The sequence below is a fragment of the Agreia sp. Leaf335 genome, from assembly GCF_001423605.1.
GTDB lineage: Bacteria > Actinomycetota > Actinomycetes > Actinomycetales > Microbacteriaceae > Agreia.
Window position 1 is genome coordinate 142,579 of sequence record NZ_LMOQ01000003.1, and the last position, 19,742, is coordinate 162,320.

The 19,742-nt window shown below is 65.9% G+C and carries 15 protein-coding genes; 6 read left to right on the forward strand and 9 right to left on the reverse strand.

Annotated features, from left to right (window positions below):
* Window positions 1-45 precede the first annotated feature (45 nt).
* The 7 genes from ASF79_RS11030 to ASF79_RS11060 all read right to left on the reverse strand — a co-directional run bounded on the left by ASF79_RS11030 (window position 46) and on the right by ASF79_RS11060 (window position 7,596).
* Window positions 46-1,071 carry an NADPH:quinone reductase gene (locus ASF79_RS11030; RefSeq protein WP_055855002.1) on the reverse strand — a complete coding sequence of 342 codons (1,026 nt, stop codon included), beginning with the start codon at window positions 1,069-1,071 and terminating at the stop codon, window positions 46-48.
* A gap of 160 nt (window positions 1,072-1,231) precedes the next feature.
* A complete protein-coding gene (locus ASF79_RS11035) occupies window positions 1,232-2,230 on the reverse strand; it encodes an ABC transporter permease (RefSeq protein WP_055855003.1) in 999 nt (332 codons plus the stop codon).
* Window positions 2,227-3,195 (reverse strand): ABC transporter permease, encoded by a 969-nt coding sequence (locus ASF79_RS11040; protein ID WP_055855006.1) that lies wholly within the window; start codon window positions 3,193-3,195, stop codon window positions 2,227-2,229. Before ASF79_RS11040 ends, ASF79_RS11035 begins: the two co-directional genes overlap by 4 nt.
* Window positions 3,192-4,784 (reverse strand): sugar ABC transporter ATP-binding protein, encoded by a 1,593-nt coding sequence (locus ASF79_RS11045; RefSeq protein WP_235500740.1) that lies wholly within the window; start codon window positions 4,782-4,784, stop codon window positions 3,192-3,194. Before ASF79_RS11045 ends, ASF79_RS11040 begins: the two co-directional genes overlap by 4 nt.
* A 97-nt stretch (window positions 4,785-4,881) precedes the next feature.
* Window positions 4,882-5,958, reverse strand: coding sequence for an ABC transporter substrate-binding protein (locus ASF79_RS11050; RefSeq protein WP_055855008.1), 1,077 nt, complete (start codon window positions 5,956-5,958; stop codon window positions 4,882-4,884).
* A gap of 132 nt (window positions 5,959-6,090) precedes the next feature.
* Entirely contained in the window at window positions 6,091-6,849 is a 759-nt protein-coding gene (locus ASF79_RS11055; protein WP_055855010.1) for a DeoR/GlpR family DNA-binding transcription regulator, read from the reverse strand.
* Window positions 6,850-6,930: 81 nt separating this feature from the next.
* Entirely contained in the window at window positions 6,931-7,596 is a 666-nt protein-coding gene (locus tag ASF79_RS11060; RefSeq protein WP_055855012.1) for a recombinase family protein, read from the reverse strand.
* Between the two features lie 178 nt (window positions 7,597-7,774).
* On the opposite strand from ASF79_RS11060, the gene ASF79_RS11065 reads away from it, so the two are divergent.
* Complete coding sequence (locus ASF79_RS11065) at window positions 7,775-11,851, forward strand: LamG-like jellyroll fold domain-containing protein (RefSeq protein ID WP_156366234.1); 4,077 nt, start codon at window positions 7,775-7,777, stop codon at window positions 11,849-11,851.
* Between the two features lie 76 nt (window positions 11,852-11,927).
* On the opposite strand, the gene ASF79_RS11070 is transcribed toward ASF79_RS11065, so the two are convergent.
* The gene (locus ASF79_RS11070) at window positions 11,928-12,947 is read right to left on the reverse strand and encodes a LacI family DNA-binding transcriptional regulator (RefSeq protein ID WP_055855015.1); all 1,020 of its coding nucleotides are present in this window, start codon (window positions 12,945-12,947) and stop codon (window positions 11,928-11,930) included.
* Between the two features lie 199 nt (window positions 12,948-13,146).
* On the opposite strand from ASF79_RS11070, the gene ASF79_RS17100 reads away from it, so the two are divergent.
* The gene (locus ASF79_RS17100) at window positions 13,147-14,001 is read left to right on the forward strand and encodes a phytanoyl-CoA dioxygenase family protein (protein ID WP_082495848.1); all 855 of its coding nucleotides are present in this window, start codon (window positions 13,147-13,149) and stop codon (window positions 13,999-14,001) included.
* Here the strand turns inward: ASF79_RS17100 and ASF79_RS17365 are convergent.
* A complete protein-coding gene (locus ASF79_RS17365; RefSeq protein WP_055855019.1) occupies window positions 13,887-15,146 on the reverse strand; it encodes a hypothetical protein in 1,260 nt (419 codons plus the stop codon). The two genes, ASF79_RS17100 and ASF79_RS17365, sit on opposite strands and share 115 nt — an antisense overlap.
* Before the next feature lie 198 nt (window positions 15,147-15,344).
* Between ASF79_RS17365 and ASF79_RS11085 the strand changes: the two genes are divergently transcribed.
* From ASF79_RS11085 to ASF79_RS11100, 4 genes are all read left to right on the forward strand, one after another.
* Entirely contained in the window at window positions 15,345-16,364 is a 1,020-nt protein-coding gene (locus ASF79_RS11085; RefSeq protein ID WP_055779279.1) for a LacI family DNA-binding transcriptional regulator, read from the forward strand.
* Window positions 16,365-16,401: 37 nt separating this feature from the next.
* Complete coding sequence (locus ASF79_RS11090; RefSeq protein WP_055779276.1) at window positions 16,402-17,358, forward strand: carbohydrate ABC transporter permease; 957 nt, start codon at window positions 16,402-16,404, stop codon at window positions 17,356-17,358.
* Window positions 17,355-18,257, forward strand: coding sequence for a carbohydrate ABC transporter permease (locus ASF79_RS11095; protein WP_082466057.1), 903 nt, complete (start codon window positions 17,355-17,357; stop codon window positions 18,255-18,257). Before ASF79_RS11090 ends, ASF79_RS11095 begins: the two co-directional genes overlap by 4 nt.
* A 65-nt stretch (window positions 18,258-18,322) precedes the next feature.
* Window positions 18,323-19,615 carry an ABC transporter substrate-binding protein gene (locus ASF79_RS11100; RefSeq protein ID WP_055855021.1) on the forward strand — a complete coding sequence of 431 codons (1,293 nt, stop codon included), beginning with the start codon at window positions 18,323-18,325 and terminating at the stop codon, window positions 19,613-19,615.
* Window positions 19,616-19,742 lie beyond the last annotated feature (127 nt).

The window sequence follows — 19,742 nt, forward strand, 5'->3', positions numbered from 1 at the left end:
GTATGGGATCCGTGCTCCCTGTCGACAGGCTCAGGGCGCGGAGGGCTACTCCGCGACGTCGATGAGCACCTTCCCGACGACGCCCGACTCCACCGCGTCATGCGCGGCCGCGGTCTCCTCGAGCGAGAACCGTGTGATCGGCAGCCCGGCCTTCTCGCCGGCGCCCAAGACGCCCGCGGCCAGCGCCTCGGAGACCGAGCCCAGCGCATCCTGTTTCTCGTCGTCGCTCACCGTGTAGGTGAGCAGAAAACGCAGCCGCACGTTGCGCCCCATGGCCGGTCCGATCGGCAGCGACACCCGATCGTCTGCGTCGGAGGCGTAACTCACTATGGTGCCGCCGCGCGAGATGATCTTCTCGTCGAGCTCGACGTTGGCCTGCAGATTGACTTCGACGATCGTGTCGACGCCTTTCGGCGCGAGCTTCTTGACGGCCGCGGCGACGTCGTCGGTCGTGTAGTCGATGATGTTCTCGGCCCCGGCGCGGCGGGCGAGTTCGGCCTTCTCATCGGACGAGACCGTGGTGATGACGAGCGCCCCGGCCCAGGTTGCGAGCTGAATGGCCGCGTGGCCCACCGCCCCCGCCCCTCCCGACACGAGGACGACGCGGCCCTCGAGCGAGCCCGGCGACAACCGTCGGGGCAGGTTCTCGTTGGCAGCAAGCGCCAGAGCCGCGGTCAGAGCCGGGATGCCGAGGCTCGCGCCGTCGTCGAAGGTCGCGTTCTCGGGCAGCTCGACGGCATGAGAGGCGGGCAGGGTCACGAAGTCCTGGGCCGTGCCGATGTTCGTGCCGAAGGCCACGTCCCAGAGCCAGACCCGGTCGCCGACCGAGAACTGCGTCACGCCCTCGCCGACCGCATCGACGACGCCCGCGCCATCCTGGTTCGGAACCTTCGGCTCGTCGAAGTCGCCGCTGCCGGCACCGGCGCCGGCGCGGGACTTCCAGTCGGTCGGGTTCACGCCCGAGACGACGACGCGCACGCGGATCTCGCCGCTCTGCGGCTCGACCTTCTCGCGTTCGGTGAGAGCGAGAACGCTCGAATCTCCGGTGCGGTCGTAGGTGATCGCGCGCATGATGTGCCTCTTTCTGTCGTGATGCCGCCGGTGCCGTTGCCACAACTCAGGAAGAAACGAGGTGGCGTGTACGAGAACCGCTCGCCTACGACGTTATTCCTGAAAACGGGCGAGCAGTAGCCCCCGGGGCGTCGGCGAGGCCTGTGCGGGCGGGGTGCTCCTACAGTCGCTGACTTCGCGACAGTACTGTCTGGATGATGACGACCGCCGCGAGGAATCCGCCTGACACCACCGCCTGCACCGACGAGCTGAGCGAACCGACCTGGTTGATCAGGTTCTGGATCACGCTGAGCAGCAGCACGCCCGCGACGGTTCCGATGAGGTTGCCCCGACCGCCGACGAGCAGTGTGCCGCCGATCACCACGGCGGAGATCGCGTTCAGCTCGAGGCCGACGCCCACGGTCGGCACGCCCGACGACGAGTAGGCGGCGTTGAGCGCCCCGGCGAGCCCGGCGCAGAGGCCGCTGATCACGTAGACACCGAACTTCACCCGGGCGACGGGCAGGCCCATGAGGGTCGCCGCACTCTCCGATCCGCCGACAGCGAGCACCGACTGGCCGCCCCTCGATCGGGCCAGCAGCACCGTTCCGACGACCACCACAGCGACGGCGATCACGACGGGCCAGTGGATGCCGACGAGGGAGTCCTGGCCTAGTGCGATGACGCCGGGATCGGTGATCAAGGGAGTGGTCGACCCCCCGTTCGTCGACGCCAGCACGAGTCCGCGCACGCCGAGGAGGCCCGCAAGGGTGACGATGAACGGCGCCATCTTGCCGTAGGCGATGAGTGCGCCCTGAACCGCGCCGATGAGTCCACAGACGATGAGTGGAAAGAGGATCGCGCCGGCCAGTCCGAACGTGGATCCGTAGGCCCCGAGCACTCCTCCGAGCGCGAAGACCGATCCGACCGAGAGGTCGATCCCACCGGTCAGGATGACGAACGTCATTCCCGCTCCGACGATCAGCAGGAACGAGGACTGCGTCAAGATGTTCGTGAAGTTGCCCGCGGTGGGGAAGGTCGGAAAAGCGATGCTGCCGACGACGAGCAGGATGACGAGCACCACCGCCGCGCCGTAGCTCTGAAGCAGGCCGGCGATGCGCTCGCGGGAGGCCTGCGAGTCGGTGGTGGGACCCGCCGCCGGTTCGAGTGTCGTGGTCATTTGGTGAAGACCTTTCCGCGCTGGATGTAGACGGCGAACAGGATGATGACGGCCTGCGCGATCTGTGAGTAGGCATCCGGAACGTTGTGTTTGATGAGGGTCGCGCTGATGAACTGCAGCAGGAGCGCGCCGGCTACCGTGCCGATGACTTTGACCTGGCCGCCACTCAGCGGTGTGCCGCCGACGACGACGGCGGTGATCGCCGAGAGTTCGATGAGGTTGCCGAGGGTCGACGGCACGGATGCGCCCAGCCGGGCGGTCCCGATCACGCCGGCGACGGCGGCGAGACCTGCGGCGAGAACATAGGTCAGAAGCAGGATGCGCTTGACCGGCAGCCCGGAGAGCTCGGCGGCGCGACGGCTTCCGCCGATCGCGATCAGCTGCTTGCCGAAGGTGGTCTTGTTGACCAGGAGGGCAACGGCGGCGACGAGCACGACAGCCACGATCACGCTGTAGGGAACGCCGCCGAGCGAGTCTCGACCGAGGGCGAGGATGCCGGGGTCGGTGACGCTCTTGAGCTGCTCATTGGCGATCAGCAGTGCGATGCCGCGACCGGCGACCATGAGGGAGAGGGTGGCCACGATCGGCTGCACGCCGATCAGGGCCACCATCGTTCCGTTGGCGACGCCGATCACGCATCCGGCGAGCACCGCGATGATCACGGCGGGCACGAGCCCGTAGCCGATGTACAGAGGGATCATCGCGGCCGCGAGAGCCATGACGGCACCGACCGAGAGATCGATTCCCTCTGTCCCGATCACCAGGGCCATTCCGAGTGCCACGATCAGCACGGGCACCACCTGCACGAACTGCGTGCGGAAATTGTCGATGGCGAAGAAGTTCGGAGTGAAGAAGAGGTTGTAGATCAGCAGCACGACGATGGCGATGTAGACGCCGTACTTCTGCAGGATGCCGAGCACCACGCCGCGACTGGGCATGGAGACGGTGACGGATGCTTGCGTCATGCGATGTCCTTGGGGTCTTCGGAGATGTGGCCTGCGGGGCTGGGTTCGGCGAGGGAGGAATCGCCCGCGAGGGCCGCGAGAAGGGAGCGTTCGTCGACGTGTTCGCCGGTGAGTTCGGTCTCGATCGAGCCGTCACGCAGAACGATCACGCGCCCCGACCCTTCGACGACCTCTTCGACCTCGCTCGACACGAGCACGATCGCGAGGCCCTCGTGGGCCAATTCGTCGATGAGAGACTGCACTTCGGCCTTCGCTCCCACGTCGATTCCGCGCGTGGGCTCGTCGAGCAGCAGTACCTTGGGCGACATAGCGAGCCAGCGCGCGATCATGACCTTCTGTTGATTTCCGCCCGAGAGCTCCGAGACGATCTGGTCGGGGCTTGAGACCTTGATGTGCAGGCGCTTGATGAACACGTCGACGATGGCGTCCTGCTTGCGCTTCGACGAAAACCCGGCCAGCGAGAGCTTGGGGAGTGCGGCGAGCACGATATTGTCGCGGACCGACAGGTTGGGCACGATGCCCTCGCTCTTGCGATCCTCGGGGAGCATCACGATGCCCGCGCGAATGGCCGCGGGAACCGAGCCGCTGCGCACGACCTTGCCGTCTACCTTGACCGTGCCGCGGTCGAGCTGCATCACGCCGGACAGGCCCTTCAGGGTCTCCGATCGGCCCGAGCCCAGAAGGCCGCCGAGGCCCACGACCTCGCCGGGACGGATCGACAGGGTGACGGCGTCGATCTGGTGCTTGCGGCTGAGGTCGGATGCCTCGAGGACAGGAGGTGCGTCGCTTTCGTTGGCGGCACGGAACGCCGTCAGTCCGCCGCGCTGCACCTTCTCGACCGATCGTCCCAGCATCAGCGAGATCAGCTCGACGCGGGGAAGCTCGTGCAGACCGCCGACATGCACGACCCGGCCGTCTCGCAGAACCGTGACCCTGTCGCACACGCGATAGATCTCATCCATTCGGTGCGACACGTAGATGATCGCGATGCCGCGTTCGCGGAGCAGGCCGATGACGCGGAACAGCGTCTCGACCTCGCGGGCCTCGAGCGACGAGGTCGGCTCGTCCATGATCACGACGCCGGCATGGATGCTGACGGCGCGGGCGAGCGCGACCATCTGCTGCACGCCGAGCGCGAGGCTGCGGAGCGGGCGGCGCACGTCGACCTGGATGCCGTACTCGTCGAGGAGCGCGCGCGCGTCGGCATACATGCGCCGAAAGTCGATGAGGCCGAGGCGGGTGCGCGGTTCGCGGCCGAGGTAGATGTTCTGGGCCACGCTCATGAGCGGAACCAGGTTCACCTCCTGGTAGATCGTCGAGACACCCGACTTCTGGGCGTCGAGGGGGCGGGCGAATGTGGTCTGCGCGCCGTCGAGGAGGAGCTCGCCCTCGTCTGGTTGGTAGACCCCGGTCAGAACTTTGATCAGGGTCGATTTACCGGCGCCGTTCTCGCCCATCAGGGCGATGCTCTCGCCGGCGCGGATCTGAAAGTCGATCGAATCGAGAGCGGTGACGCCCGCGAATCGTTTCGTCACAGACCGCGCCTCGAGCACGGGCACGCTGGGGGAGGCGGTGGACTCCGTCGTCACGATTGTTCTCTTCTCTTCATCGAGCATCTCTTCATCGAGCGCCGATGTGCCGGCGGAGGACTCGGCCTCCGCCGGCACATCGGGTTGGGGGTGGTGACTAGAAGGCCGAGTTCACCTTGTCGGCCGCATTGTCGGGGTCATACTCGCCGTCTTCGATCACGATGTCCTGGCCGACAGGGTCTCCGCCGAGGAACGACTGGAGCGTCTGGAACGCGAGGGGACCGAAGCGAGGGTTGGATTCGATGACCCCGTTGTACGACCCAGCGACGATCTGCTCGACGGCATTCTTGGTGCCGTCGATCGAGTAGATCTGGATGTCCTTGCCCGGAACCTTGCCAGCAGCGATGATGGCGGCCTGCGCTCCCAGTCCCATCTCGTCGTTCTCGGCGTAGATGGCCGTGATCTCCGGGTTGGACTGGAGCAGCTGCTCGGTCACCGCCTGGCCCTTGTCGCGCGCGAAGTCGCCCGTCTGCTGGGCGACGATCTCGATGTCGGGTGCCTTGGCCTCGACCTGGTCGACGAATCCCTTGGTGCGGTCGGTGGTCACGCCATTGCCGGAGGAACCGAGCAGGATGGCCACTTTGGCCTTGCCATCAGTGCCCTCGATGAGCTGGTCGGCTGCGCGCTGGCCCTGCTCGACGAAGTTCGATCCGAGGAACGAGACGTAGTCTTCGCAGGCGCCCGAGCTCAACTTGCGGTCGATCGTCAGCACGGGGATGTTCTTGTCCCGTGCGGCCTTGAGGGCCGGCTCGAGTCCGTCGGAGTTGAGCGGGGCGACGATCAGTACGTTCGCTCCCTGGGAGATCATGTCCTGGATGTCGGAGATCTGCTTCGACAGCGTCGACTGGGCGTTCGTGGTGATGAGCTTCTTCACGCCGATCTTGGCGGCCTCGTCTTTGATCGACTGGGTCTCGGCGATGCGGAAGGGGTTGTCTTCCTTCTCGGACTGCGAGAAGCCGACGATCGCGTCTTTCAGGTCGATCGCCTCGCCCTTGTAGTCGGCGAGAGAGCATGTCGGGCCGTCGGAGGCCTTGGCGGTCTGCTGCGTTTCGGCTGCGGGAGACGACGTGTCTGTGGAGGTGCCGGTGTTCGTGCAGCCGCTCAGCGAGAGGGTGACTGCGGCGACGGCCGCGGCGGTGCCGAGGAGCAACCGCGACTTCCTGGATGTACTCATGGGGCCAACTTCCTTGTTGTGTGTGCAAGACGTTTCGAGTGCGCAAACCGCTCAAAACAGCGCAGTTCGGATCAGAACCGAAAGCGCCTTGTGAGCATTGTTGCTAAAACCTGTCCAAAAGTCCAGAACGGATTATGCGACGTCTACGCGCACGCCCATGGAACGGAATGATTCGACATCGGCGGCGGGCGCGGATGTGTCCGTGACGATGCGAGCGATAGATGTCGTCCCCACGGTTTGAATGGCTGATCGGAGGCCGAATTTGGTGAAGTCCACCAGTACGATCACCTCACGGCCGGCCGCGGCCATGGCCGCGTCGGAGTCGGCGACGATCATGCTCGGCGTCGAAAGACCGAAATCAGACACAAGACCGTTGCCGGAGAGAAAGGTCTTGTTGGCGTGGATGCCACGGAGGGTGCGGCTGGTGGCCTCGCCGACCAGCGCGCGAATCGAGCCCCGCAAGGTTCCGCCTGTCATGATCACCTGATTCTCTGGACTCGAGACGAAACTCTCAGCGACCGGAAGGGAGTTCGTGACGATGGTGAGCCCGCTGCGCTCGCGTAGGGAATGGGCGAAGGCCTCGGGGGTGGTGCCAGGTCCCACGATCACGACGTCGCCGTCATCGACCAGCGTCGCAGCGAATCTCCCGATCGCCATCTTCTCGGCCATCGCTTGGCCGACTTTCTCGGAGTAGCTCCGCTCGCGGGTCGACGGGTCCGCGACCGCACCGCCGTGCGTTCGGGTGAGGAGGCCTGCCGTGTGCAGGAGCGCAAGATCGCGCCGGATGGTGACCGGAGATGTGCTGAGTCGACGTGCGAGCTCACTGATCGAAACCGCGCCCTCGAGGCGGACGGAGTCGAGAATCAGGTTGCGTCGCTGCGCTGCAATCACCTCGCCATAATACGGACGCGTGAAGATAAATGAACACTCTTGATCGAATTCGCTCGATCGTCAGACAGTGCTGAGTATGGCTCAGCCGTCGCTGAGAGGCTGCGCGTCGCCTTCGCGCCGCTGTGGCGCCGGGAATCGTATGGTGATGTCTCGGGAGTTCGCCCCGCCAGGCTCCGAATCGTCGGACTCGGCATTGTGCTGCTCGATCGCGCGGTAGACCGTGGCGCGCGAGGTGCCGAGCTGCTGAGCGATCTCACGCACCGACGCGCCCTGGTCGCGCAGCATCAGAACGCGTTCCACGTTCGTATCGGACAGGGCGCGAGGTCTACCGCCCACACGACCGCGAGCGCGAGCCGCGTAGACGCCGACCATCGTGCGTTCACGGGTGAGTGTGCGTTCGAGTTCGGTGAAGGCGTGCACGACCTTGAGGAGGGCGACGCCGTCAGGGCCGCTGGTGTCGAGTGACTCGGCGAGCGAGCACACACCGACCCCGCGGTTACCGAGCAGTTCGAGCAGTGAGAGAACCTGCGGAAGGGTGCTGGCGAGCCTGTCCAACCGCCAGATCACCAGGGTGTCCTGGGGTTGGATCTCGTCGAGAGCGATGGTCAGCTGTGCCCGGATTGCCGCCGTGGAATTGCCGCTGATGTCTTCGTAGACGCGGGTGACCCCGCGCTGCCTGAGCAGATCGCGTTGGTATTCCGAGCTGTGCTCGAGTGGACCGACCCAGATGTAGCCGATGTTGGTCATGCCGCGATCACCTCGGCCCTCCAGCTCGAATCAGGGGAAGCGTATCACCGCAGATTCGAGGATCCCTGGAGACTGGTGGACTTTTGGACAGGTTTTAGAGACAATCTCACAGGGCGCTGCCAGCACATTCCCACGCGGCCCGCCCGTCCTGCTGTTCAACGATGAAAGGCACCCTCACATGACTCAACCCCCACGGCGGAGGGCCCGGCCGAAAGCTGTGCTCTCCGGGCTTCTCTCGGCTGCTCTCGCGGTCGGCGCAGTGCTCGCATTCGGCGGACCTGCGGCGACAGCCGAAGCCGCGCAGTCGACGACGCACGGCCTCAAGGGAGAATACTTCCTCTCTTCCGGTGCCGGCACCGACGACCTGGCGACGCTGAAGGCGACCAGGCTCGACGCGGCTGTGAACTTCGCCGATCTCAATCCGGCGTATCTCGAGCTGACGGGTCGCAACACCGACACCGCTGCCCGATGGACAGGCCAGATACAGCCTGAGTTCACTGAAAACTACACGTTCTACGCCATCGGCGACAACGGCTTCCGCGTCTGGATCGACGGAGCCCTGGTCATCGACCACTGGCAGAAGGACTGGGACAACGAGCAGACGAGCGCCGCCGTCGCACTGACCGCCGGGGAGCGCTACGACATCAAGGTCGAGCAGTTCCAGGAGGCGGGCGGGTCGAACATGTACCTGCGCTGGTCGAGCCCGAGTGTGGCCAAGCAGATCATTCCCGCAACGGCCTATTACGCGCCGGAGGGATTCCCCGCATTCAGCCTCAACTCCGAGGTGTCTGCCGACGGTCTCTCGGTGGCCGTCGCCGCAGACCAGGATCTCGCCGGTATCGACGACGCGTTCCTCGCCCACCTGCAGGTCAAGGTAGACGGCCAGGCGTACCCGCTCGACAGCCTGACCTCGGTCGACGCGCGCCATTTCGAGATCTCCATGGGCACGGCGATCGCCCGCGACGGCGTTCCGCGCCTCAGCTACGACGGCGGTGCGGCGGCAAGCTACGCCGGTGCGCCTGTCGAGGCGTTCGACCTTCCGATCATCAACTTGTCGACCTACACGATGTCGACCGAATGGTCTGCACTCGTCGACAAGAACAATCCGCTACCGGAGTACCCCCGCCCCCAGCTGGTTCGTGACGAGTGGGCGAATCTCAACGGTCAGTGGGAGTTCGCCGGTGCCGATGCGGACGAGGCCATCCCCACGGGCCAGACCCTCGATGAGACCATCACGGTTCCGTACCCCATCGAATCGGTGCTCTCGGGCATCGAGCGCCACGAGGACCACATGTTCTACAAGCGCACGATCGACGTTCCGGCCGACTGGAACATCGGATCCGACAACCGGCTGCGACTCAACTTCGGTGCGGTCGACTACCAGTCCTCGATCTACCTCAACGGCCAGAAGGTCGGCGAGAACACGGGCGGCTACCTGCCCTTCTCGGTCGATCTGACCGATGCTCTCGTCGCCGGTCGGGCGCAGGAGCTGATCGTCGCCGTCACCGACACCACGGGCAAGGACCAGCCCGTCGGCAAGCAGCGGGCCAACCCGAGCGGCATCTTCTACACGCCCACCTCGGGCATCTGGCAGACCGTGTGGATGGAGCCTGTTCCCGAGACCGCGATCGACGACGTCGTCGCCACCCCCGATCTGAAGGCCGGCCTCGTGAACGTCGACGTCGCCTCGGCATCGGCATCCGCGACCGACGAGGTCACCGTGACCGTACGGGCCAAAGAGGACGGTGCCGTTGTCGGAACCGCGACCGGCGCGGCCGGCACGCAGATTCCGGTCGCCGTTCCCGACGCGCACCTGTGGAGCCCGGAGGATCCGTACCTGTACGACCTCGATGTCTCGATCACCGGCGGCGACTCGGCCGAGAGCTATTTCGGCATGCGTTCCGTCGAGATCTCCGAGGTGGGAGGCGTGCAGAAGATCGTGTTGAACGGCAAGCCCGAATTCTTGCTGGCCACGCTCGATCAGGGCTATTGGCCCGAGAGCCAGTACACCCAGCCCACGGATGACGCCCTGAAATTCGACATCCAGAAGACGAAGGACCTGGCGTTCAACACCATCCGCAAGCACATCAAGGTCGAGTCGGCGAGGTTCTACTACTACGCCGATACGATCGGCCTGATGGTCTGGCAGGACACGATCCCGGGTGACGGCAAGATGACCACCCCGGCTGCGGAGGACGCGTTCGTCGAGTCGATGCACGACATGGTCGATGCGCTCAAGGGTTGGACGTCGATCATCGGCTGGACTGTCTTCAACGAAGGCTGGAGTGAGTGGGACACGGCCGAGACCGGCGTTATCACCGACTCGATCAAGGCCCAGGACCCGACTCGTCTCGTCAATGCGCGAAGCGGCCTGAACTGCTGTGAGCTGCCGGGAGACTCTGGTCGAGGCGATGTGATCGACTGGCACGTCTATCAGGGGCCGGGCTTCCCGGCACCGGACGCGACCCGTGCGGCCGTCGACGGAGAGCACGGCGGACTGTCGCTGGTCATTCCGGGTCACACGTGGAAGGGTGCCTTCAGCCCGTACGGCGGATTCGAGACATCCGAGGCCTTGACCGCTGCGTATGTCGCAAACACAGAGAAGATGATCGAGCCCGCGCGCACATTCATGTCGGGAGCGGTGTACACGCAGATCAGCGACGTCGAGGGCGAGGTGAACGGCTTCTACACCTATGACAGGCGCATCGAGAAGATGGATCTCGCCCAGGTGACGGCCGTCAATCAGCGGGTTCTGGATGCCGGCAGGCTGGCCGGTACGACGGCCCCCGCTGCTGGTGTGGTCGGCGACGCCGCCTATCCGCTCGACGAGGCGACAGGAACAACATCGGTCGATGCTTCAGGCCATGGCCACGACCTGACGCTGTCCGACGGAGCGGGGTGGACCGACGGAGTCTCGGGCTCGGCGCTGCAGCTCAGCGGCGACGGCCAGTACGCCGCGACGTCGGGAACGGTCGTCGACACGTCGAAGGACTACACGGTCTCGGCGACCGTGAAGCTCGACAAGATCCCCGGAGCGTGGGCCTCGGCTGTCGCGCAGGAGGGTGGGACCGGTCGAAGCTCGTTCTTCCTGCAGTATGGAGGCGGTGGCTTCGCGTTCAGCACGCCCGACGCACGAGCGCTGACTCCGGTCGTTCCGACGCTCGGCACCTGGTACCAGCTGACCGGCGTCTTCGATGTCGAGACCCAGGAACTTCGTCTCTACGTCGACGGTGTCCTGAAGGCGACTCAGAAGACCGGCAGCCAGACATCGGTCGGTCGACTGATCGTCGGAGGTGCCCAGTGGGAAAACAAGCTCGTGGACTTCTGGCCGGGAGCGATCGACAACGTGCACATCTACGGACGAGCTCTGTCCGACGCCGAGATCGCTCGGGTCGCCGCCGGCGATACCGGTGCGGCGGTTCTGACCCCGGCATCTCCCTCCGTAAAACAGGGCGAGACTCTGGCGATCGCCGGCAGCGCGCTGACCCCCGGAATCGAGCTGACGGCATCCGTCGACGGCGTCGAGATCGGAACCAGCACGCCGGACGCCGCGGGAACGGCCGATTGGTCGTGGACCGTCGGAGCGGATGCCGCCATCGGCATCCACACCATCGTGGTCTCGGATGTGAACGGCGAGATCGCGCGCGCCGATGTCGAGGTCACGGAGGGTGACGTGGTGATCCCGACCCCGGCGGTCACGATCACGGGTGCAGGCGGCGGAGCCGTCAGGCAGGGCGCGGCAGCCGACATCGAGGGCAGCGGATTCGAGGAGGGCGCTGTGCTGACGGCTCTCGTCGACGCCGAGGCCGTGGCTGCTCCGAGCTCGCTCGCGGGCGTCGCGGCCGCTCCAGTCGCCGTCGGGGCCGACACTGTTGTGATCGGCGAGGCGACCGTCGCAGCGGATGGCGCGGTGAACTGGGACTGGACCGTTCCGGTCGGGTTCGCGCTCGGTGCACACACGCTGAGCGTGACGAGCGCGGAGGGTGACGAATTGGCCTCGGTCGACTTCACCGTTCTCGCCGCTGCCAGCGATCCAGGAAGCGGTCCGGGCGCCGGCGGTCAGCCGGGAACCGGTGCGGGCTCCGGCCCAGACGGCGGAACGGGCGCGGGTTCGGGTTCGGGCAATGGAAGGGCCGATGGCACGATCGCCAGCACGGGCCTCGCCATCGGAGGAACCGTGGTCGGCGCGCTCGCGCTGCTGCTCTTCGGAACGCTGGGAGTTCTGGCGGTACGCCGCCGACGAGCTGCGGAGTAGTTTCGCGCGCAGCCCATTCCCTCTGAGAGCGTCGCCGTCGCCGTTGTGCGGCGGCGGCGCTCTCTGCCCGTGGTTGCTACTCGGCCGACGGCGCGCTCTCTCGCACGACCAGGTCGAACGGAGCCAACCGGTGCCGGCCCATCCCGTCGTATCCTTCGATGCGCTCGACCAACATCTCGAGGGCGATGCGCGCAAGCGACACCGTGTCAGGCGCGATCGTGGTCAGGCTCGGGTATGTCGTGGCGGCAAAGGAGATGTTGTCCCACCCGACGATGGCAACATCGTCGGGCGAGCTGATACGCCGCTCGTTGAAGGCGCGTATCGCACCGATGGCCGCGAGATCATCGCGACAGACGAGGCCGTCGAACCGCAGCCCGGAGTCGAGGGCGGCCCCGACCGCGAGACTGGCAGAGAGCACCCCCGTTTCCGGCGTGGGTATAAGAAGAGCGGGATCGGGCAGCAGATTCGCCTGCTCGAGCCCCTGCTGGTAGCCCACGATGCGCTGTCGTGACGTCTCTGTCAGCTGCGAGGTCTCATGACCGAGGAATGCGATGCGGGTTCGGCCGAGACGCGCGACGTGAGTTGTCGCGGCCGTCGCCGCTGCAATGTTATCGATCATCACCCGGTCGACAGTAAGAGGGGCCGCGCCCTCGCCGAGAAGCACGATGGGAAGATCTCCGTGCCGTTCCGCGATCTCACGTGACGACATGACGGCCGGCTGAAACAGCATCCCGTCGACCAGACCGGCCTCGCTGGCATTCACTACGGCGCGTTCGCCATCGAGCGTGCCGGTCGTCTCTTCGAGGAGCACTCTGTAGCCGGTTCCGGATGATGCGGCCGTCACGGCGACGAGGTTCGCAAGCTCCGAGAAGTAGGGAAGGCGAACGTCGGCGAAGGCGAGCGCGAGAAGTCCGGTCCGGCCAGTGGCAAGCTGGCGCCCCAACGCATTGGGGCGGTAGCCGAGCTCGGTGATCGCGGCCCGAACCCGGGCGCGCACGCCATCGGAGACGTAGGGATGGTTTCGAATCACATTGGAGACGGTCTTGACGGATACGCCCGCGTGATCGGCGACGTCCTGCAGTCGAACACCAGCCATGATCGCCCTCCTCGCGGTTCCCGGAACTCCACCAGGGACAGCCTAGCGGCGCCGTATTCCACCGTAGGAACATCGGCGGGGAAAGCCCCAATACGCGCTTGACTGCTCGTGTTCCACCGCAGTAACTTTAACGACGACGCACCGTGCGAGAAGCGCGGCAGACGCGTCTACACCACAGACATATCGAGGGAGATATACCGTGACCGTCCAGTCATCCACACCCGCCGCATCCGAATCGAGCGTCGAGGTCGACGTGCAGAACACGGTCGATGCTTTGTATTCCGATGGGATCTCTGCTCGGAAGGGTGCCCTGTCGGCCGAATGGGCCGACACGTTGCGCGAAGACATCGACATCGCTTTCGAGGAGGCGCTGACCCGCCCGGGTGGGGCCGTCGGCCGCGGGCCGAAGCGCTACTACGTCGAGATGCATCCAGAGCAGATGCGCGGGTGGCTCGAACTCGTCGACCACCCGTGGGTGCGGTCGGTCTGCGAGGCGGTTCTCGGGCCGGACTATCAGATCGTCGAGCTCGGCTTCGACGTTCCCGGCCCCGGTGCCAAGAACCAGCCGTGGCACCGGGACTTTCCCATGCCTGATGAGACGCGCGTCGGTCGTAAGTTGACGTCGCTCGCCTTCAATGCCACTGCTGTCGACACGGAGGAAGACATGGGGCCGTTCCAGATCGCGCCGACGACCCAGTGGGATCTGCCAGACGGCTTCGAGCACGAGATGTTTCCGCCCAAGGAGTCATACGCGCGGTATGAGGAGATCTCTCAGCGCAAGTATCCGAAGCGCGGAGACGTGTCCGTGCGCTCCGCACTCACGATCCATCGCGGCACAGAGAACTTCTCCGAAAAATCGCGCCCGGTGCTCGTTCTCGGTGTCGACGCTCCCGGTGCCGGCAATGCGGAGCACCACGATATGGCGGTGACGCGCGCGTTCTATGACAGCCTGCCCGAGCGTGTCCAGAGGCACCTCGTGTGCCCGATCGTCGACGAGCTCACGCCGATCACGCAGAAGCACTCCATCGAGGGACTCATGATGGGCGAGGCGTAAGGGGTCACGACACCCGGGTCCGCCCTCTCGTAGCGCCACTGAGGTGCGCGGCGGCGGAGCAGTGCGAAGCCGCCGACCGTGAGCAGGGCGCCGGCGGCGACGACGGATGCCGTGGCATCCACGCCCGTCGCGGCGAGCGCCTTGCCGCCCGCAGCCGGAGTGGCGCCAGGCGTGACGTTGGTGCCGCCGACAACGGGAGGTGTTGTGGTGCCCGGCGTGGTGGTGGGCGGATCGACCGGTGCGGGCGGAGCGACGTCGAGGGTCACGACGAAGTCGATACGGTCGAAGTAGCTCGCCGCGCCGACGAGGTCGACGCCGTAGAAGCCATCGGTCTCGGTCACGGGAAGGGTGCGCGTCTGGTCGATCGACGAACGGGCCTCCACGTTCGTCACGACGTAGCCCTCGACGGGCTCGACCGTGATGCCGAAGCGCGACGGGAAGAAGTACGCCTCGCCGTCGGTGCCGGCGACGTAGAAGTTTCCGGTCTGCCACTCGACCGTCGTGAACGAGTCGGAGTTCGAATAGACCGTCGGCACGCCGTAGCCGGTCACGAGCGTCTCGGGATCGTCGGCCAGAACGGTCTGCACCCCGGCCTTGAAGGCCGACATGCCGATGAGCTTCGACTGGCTGGCGGCGGTCACGGTGAGAGATGCCTCGGCCTGCACGCTGCTCGGGCCGCTGAGCGTGTCGATCGTCGTGCCGTCCTGGAAGATGAAGGTGCCGTTGGAGAACGAGATGCTCTCGTCGGGCAGTCGCTCGAGGTCGGCGACCCCGGTGGCGCCCGTCGCGTCGAAGAACGCCGCGCTCACGCCGCTGTTCGGGCCGCCCACGTAGACCTGCGCGGCACCGACGGGAATGTTCGGAAAGACGTAGTCGCCGCTGGCATTCGTGTTGGTGGCCCACCACTTTCCGTTGACGTCGTGCAGGTAGACGTACGAAGAGGTGCGCTTCTCGTCTGTGCGGCCGTCGGGGGCGACGAGGGTCGTGTCGAAGAGGCCGTCCGGGTAGCGGTCGTCGAACTGGGTCACCGTCACGGTTCCGGTCGCGTCGGCCGCGCTGGCCGAGCCGGCGACGACGGGCGCGACGGCGCCGAATGCGGTCGCGACGACGGCTGCGACGGCGATCTTCTTGAGGGCGGGGTGCATGTGTTTCTCCGATGTGTGACGAGCTCTGGCGGCTCCGAGCGTAACGAGGGATGCTCACCTCGGCGGGGAGAGCGGTGTCTGTTCACGAACCGTTCGCCTGGGGTTGCGTCGCGACGTGGGCCGGGCTACTGTTCCTGTAAACGTTCTTGTAAACGATTACAAGCGCGACCGAATCTCCCGACGACGCAGAGGAACATCGTGACGAAGAAGTCCACACTCGTGCTCGTCGCCGAGCGCGCCGGGGTATCGATCGCCTCCGTCTCGCGGGTACTCAACGGTCTGCCGGCATCGGATGGCGTGACCGAGCGGGTGCGAGAAGCGGCCTCCGCCCTCGGATACGTGCCGTCGGCCACCGCCCGCTCGCTCAAGGTCGGCAAGACGATGCAGATCGCGCTCGCCGTGGCCGACGTGGGAAACCCCGTCTACGTCGCGATGATGCACGAGGTCTCTCGTGTCGTCACAGAAGCCGGCTACCGGTTGGTTCTCTCGTCGACCGGTAGCGACCCCGCCGCCCAGATCGACTTTCTCGCGGGCCTCAACAGAGGCTTCGCCGACGGTCTCATCATGAGCCCCCTCCGGGTGACCGACGAGCTCGTCGCGGCGCTGCAGGAGACACGCGTACCCGTGGTGATCATCGGATCTCTGCCCGCCGGCGTCGAATTCGACAACGTGCGCGCCGACTCGGCCAAGGGCATCGGCCTGGCCGTGAAGCACCTCGTGAAGGCGGGGCGCGAGCGCATCGCGTTCATCAATGGACCGGTCGACACGGTGCCCGGTGCCGCACGTCTCGCCGGTTATGTGCGCGCCATGGGCAAGCACGACCTTCCCCTGGTCGCCGACATGCAGGCGAGCGCAGACGACTTCACCTATCGTGCCGGGCTCGACGCGGCCCGCGAACTGTTCGCGCAGTCCACCCCCGACGCCGTGGTGTGCGCGAACGACCTGCTCGCGGTCGCGGCGATGAAGGAGCTCAGCTCGCGCGGCATCCGCGTGCCCGATGAGGTGGCGGTGGTCGGCATGGACGACACCGATATCGCCGAACTCGCCAACCCCTCGATCACCAGCGTCGATCTCGGCTCCGTCAAGCGTGCGCGAGCCGCAGCGAAGCTGCTCATCCGGCGTCTCGAGAACCCGGATGCCCCGGTCGAGCAGGTCGTGATCAAACCGTCGCTGACGGTGCGCGAATCGACACCGAGCGCACCGACTCCCCACCCCTGACCAGACCCACCTTCCCCCCAATCGAAGAGGATGCACGATGACGAGCACACTCGATAGCCGCTCGAGAGCGGGCTCTCCCGCGCCCGCGGCCCCACCGAAGAAGCGGCGACGTTCGCGCGTCGGCGGAGGCGGAGGGCGCGACGCCTGGCTCCTCGTGCTGCCAGCTCTGATCCCCGTTCTGCTGTTCAGCGTCTACCCGCTCGCGCAGGGCCTGCTGCTGGGATTCACCGACTCGAAGGCCGGGCTCAACGCCACGGTGAGTTTCAACGGCGTCGACAACTACACGCAGCTGATGGGCAACGAGCTCTTCTGGAACTCGTTCCGCATCGGGCTCATCTGGGCCTTCGGCGTCACCATCCTGCAGTTCTTCGCCTCGCTCGGGCTCGCGCTGCTGCTGAACCTCGACCTCAAGATCCGCTGGCTCGCCCGCACCCTCGCGCTGGTGCCGTGGGCCATGCCGCCGGTGATCATCGCCATCATGTGGCGACTGATGCTGAACCCGACATACGGCCCGATCAACGAGGGCATGCGAGCGGTCGGGCTGCCGGGCGACATCAACTGGCTCGGCGACTTCTCGACGGCGCTGCCCGCCGTGATCGTCGTGGGCGTCTGGGCGGGAATGCCGCAGACGACCATCACCCTGCTGGCCGGGCTGCAGAACGTGCCGACCGAGCTGCACGAGGCCGCATCCATCGACGGCGCCGGTGCGGTGAAGCGCTTCTGGCACGTGACGCTGCCGGCGCTGCGCCCCATCATCGTGGCGATCACCACGCTCGACCTGATCTGGAACTTCAACAGCTTCGCCCTCGTCTACGTGCTCACGGCGGGTGGTCCGGGAGGCCAGACGATGCTGCCCATGCTCTTCGCCTACAACGAGGCGTTCCGCTACGGCAACTTCGGCTACGCCGCCGCCATGGGAAATGTGATGGTCATCGTGATCGGCATCTTCCTGTTCTTCTATCTGCGCAGCCAGGCGAGGAGCCGACTCTCATGACCGCCACCATCGACCGCCCTCAGACAGACCGCCCCGCCCCGGCGCCCCGCCGGTTGTCGTCGGCCACGCGCACCCGTCGAGTCACGCGTCCGCTGCAGTACCTCGCGCTCGCCGGATACATCGTGTTCCTCGGGTTCCCCCTGCTGTTCCTTCTCATCACGGCGTTCAAGACGCCGCAAGAGCTGCAGTCGGCGACACCGTCGTTTCTGCCGCAGACGCTCAACTTCGACAACTTCACCCAGGCCACCGAGAAGGCCAACCTGATTCCCGCGGCACTCAACAGCCTCATCGTGTCGGTCGCCACCACACTGATCGTGACGGTGATCTCGTTGCCGGCCGCCTACGCCCTGGCGCGGTTCAAGACGAAGCTGCGCACGGTGGCCACCGGTTGGATTCTGCTCAGCCAGGTGTTCCCGTTCATCCTCATCATCATCCCGCTGTTCCTGGTGCTGAAGCAGATCGGGCTCATCAACAGCCTCGTGGGCCTGATCCTCGTCTACACGGTGTGGTCGCTGCCGTTCGCGCTGTGGATGCTGCAGGGCTACGTCGCCGGAATCCCCGTCGAGCTCGAGGAGGCCGGGGCGATGGACGGCGGCTCGCGCTTTCTCGTGCTGCGCAAGATCATCCTTCCGCTGCTCGCACCCGGCCTCGTCGCGACGAGTCTCTTCACCTTCATCTCGGCCTGGAACGAGTTCTTCTTCGCCCTCGTGCTCATCCAGGATCCGGCGCTGCAGACCCTGCCACTGACCCTCGCCCGCTTCGTCGGCGCCGAGGGACAGGTGCAACTCGGTCAGCTGGCCGCGGCCTCCCTGCTCGCCACGATCCCCAGCCTCGTGTTCTTCGCGCTCATCCAGAAGCGGCTCACCTCGGGCCTGCTCAGCGGCGCCGTCAAGGGCTGACCCACCCACCTCATCCGACCCCACACAGTGCAGTGCCCTCACCAGAAAACAAAGGAGTTTCACCCATGAGAAGAAAGATTTCGGTCGCCGTCGGCGCCGTCGCGATCGTCGGCATGATGACCGGATGCGCCTTCGGCGGCGGCGGAACGAGCGACAGCTCGTCGAGCGACGGCCCCGTCGAGATCACGTTCCAGAGTCTCGCCTACCAGGACTCCACGGTGGCCGCGACGAAGAAGATCGTCGACAGCTGGAACGCCGACAACCCCGACATCCAGGTCAAACTCACCCAGGGCAGCTGGGACAACGTGCACGACCAGCTCGTCACCCAGTTCCAGGGAGGGACCGCTCCCGACGTGATCCAGGACGAGTCGAGCGACATCCTCGGCTTCGCGAACCAGGGCTACCTGGCCGACCTCAGCGACCACCTCAGCGACGACGTGAAGTCCAGCGTCTCCGACGATGTGTGGAAGACGGTCTCGACGGCCGACGGCAAGATCGTCGCGGCGCCGACGCTGCTGCAGACCTACGTCGTCTACGCCAACACCGACGCGTTCGCGGCAGCCGGCGTCGAGGTGCCCACGGGCGACGAGCTCACCTGGGATCAGCTGCAGGATGTCTCGAAGAAGCTCACCGCCGACGGCAAGTTCGGCGTCGGCTGGGGCCTCAAGCAGCCCACGGCAGCGGTCATGAACACCGCCCTCGGATTCGACGGCACCTTCTTCGATGTCGAAGACGACGGCACCGCCAAGATCGATGTCGGTGACGACGAGCTCGCCGTGCCGAAGTACGTGCACGACATGGCGTACGAAGACGCGTCGCTCGACCCCATCACGCTCACCCAGAGCGGCTCGGATGTCCTCCCCGGCTTCCTCGGCGGAACCTACGCCATGTACGTGGGCGGCAACTTCCTGGCGCAGCAGATCAGCGAGTCCGCTCCGGAGGGCTTCAACTGGACGGTGCTTCCTCCGCTCGCCGGAACGGCCGGGCCGGTGCAGGCCGCCAACCCGCAGACCCTCTCCGTCGCCGCCGAGAGCAAGAACGTGGAGGCCTCGGCGAAGTTCATCGACTACTTCATGAGCGCCGACAACCTGGCGTCGGTCGCCGAGGGCGACTGGCTGATCCCGTCTACGGATGCCGCGCGCACCGCCGTAGAGACCAACACGAACGGCGAGAACGGGTGGAAGGAACTGCTGGCCACCGGTGAAGACCTCACCGGAGCCCCGTTCCAGAAGGCCGCGAACTACCCGCAGTGGAAAGACCAGTACGCGACGCCGCTGCTTCAGCAGTACTTCGCCAACTCGATCACCCTCGACGAGTTGAAGCAGAAGCTCACCGACGGCTGGTCGTCGATCGGCTGACGCCACCACACGTCGGAGCGCGGGGCTGTCCCCCCGCCCCGCGCTCCGGCTCATCGCGCTCAACGACTACACACCACACGACACACACACACCCACCCGGCGACGACCGCCGGAACGCAAGGAGACT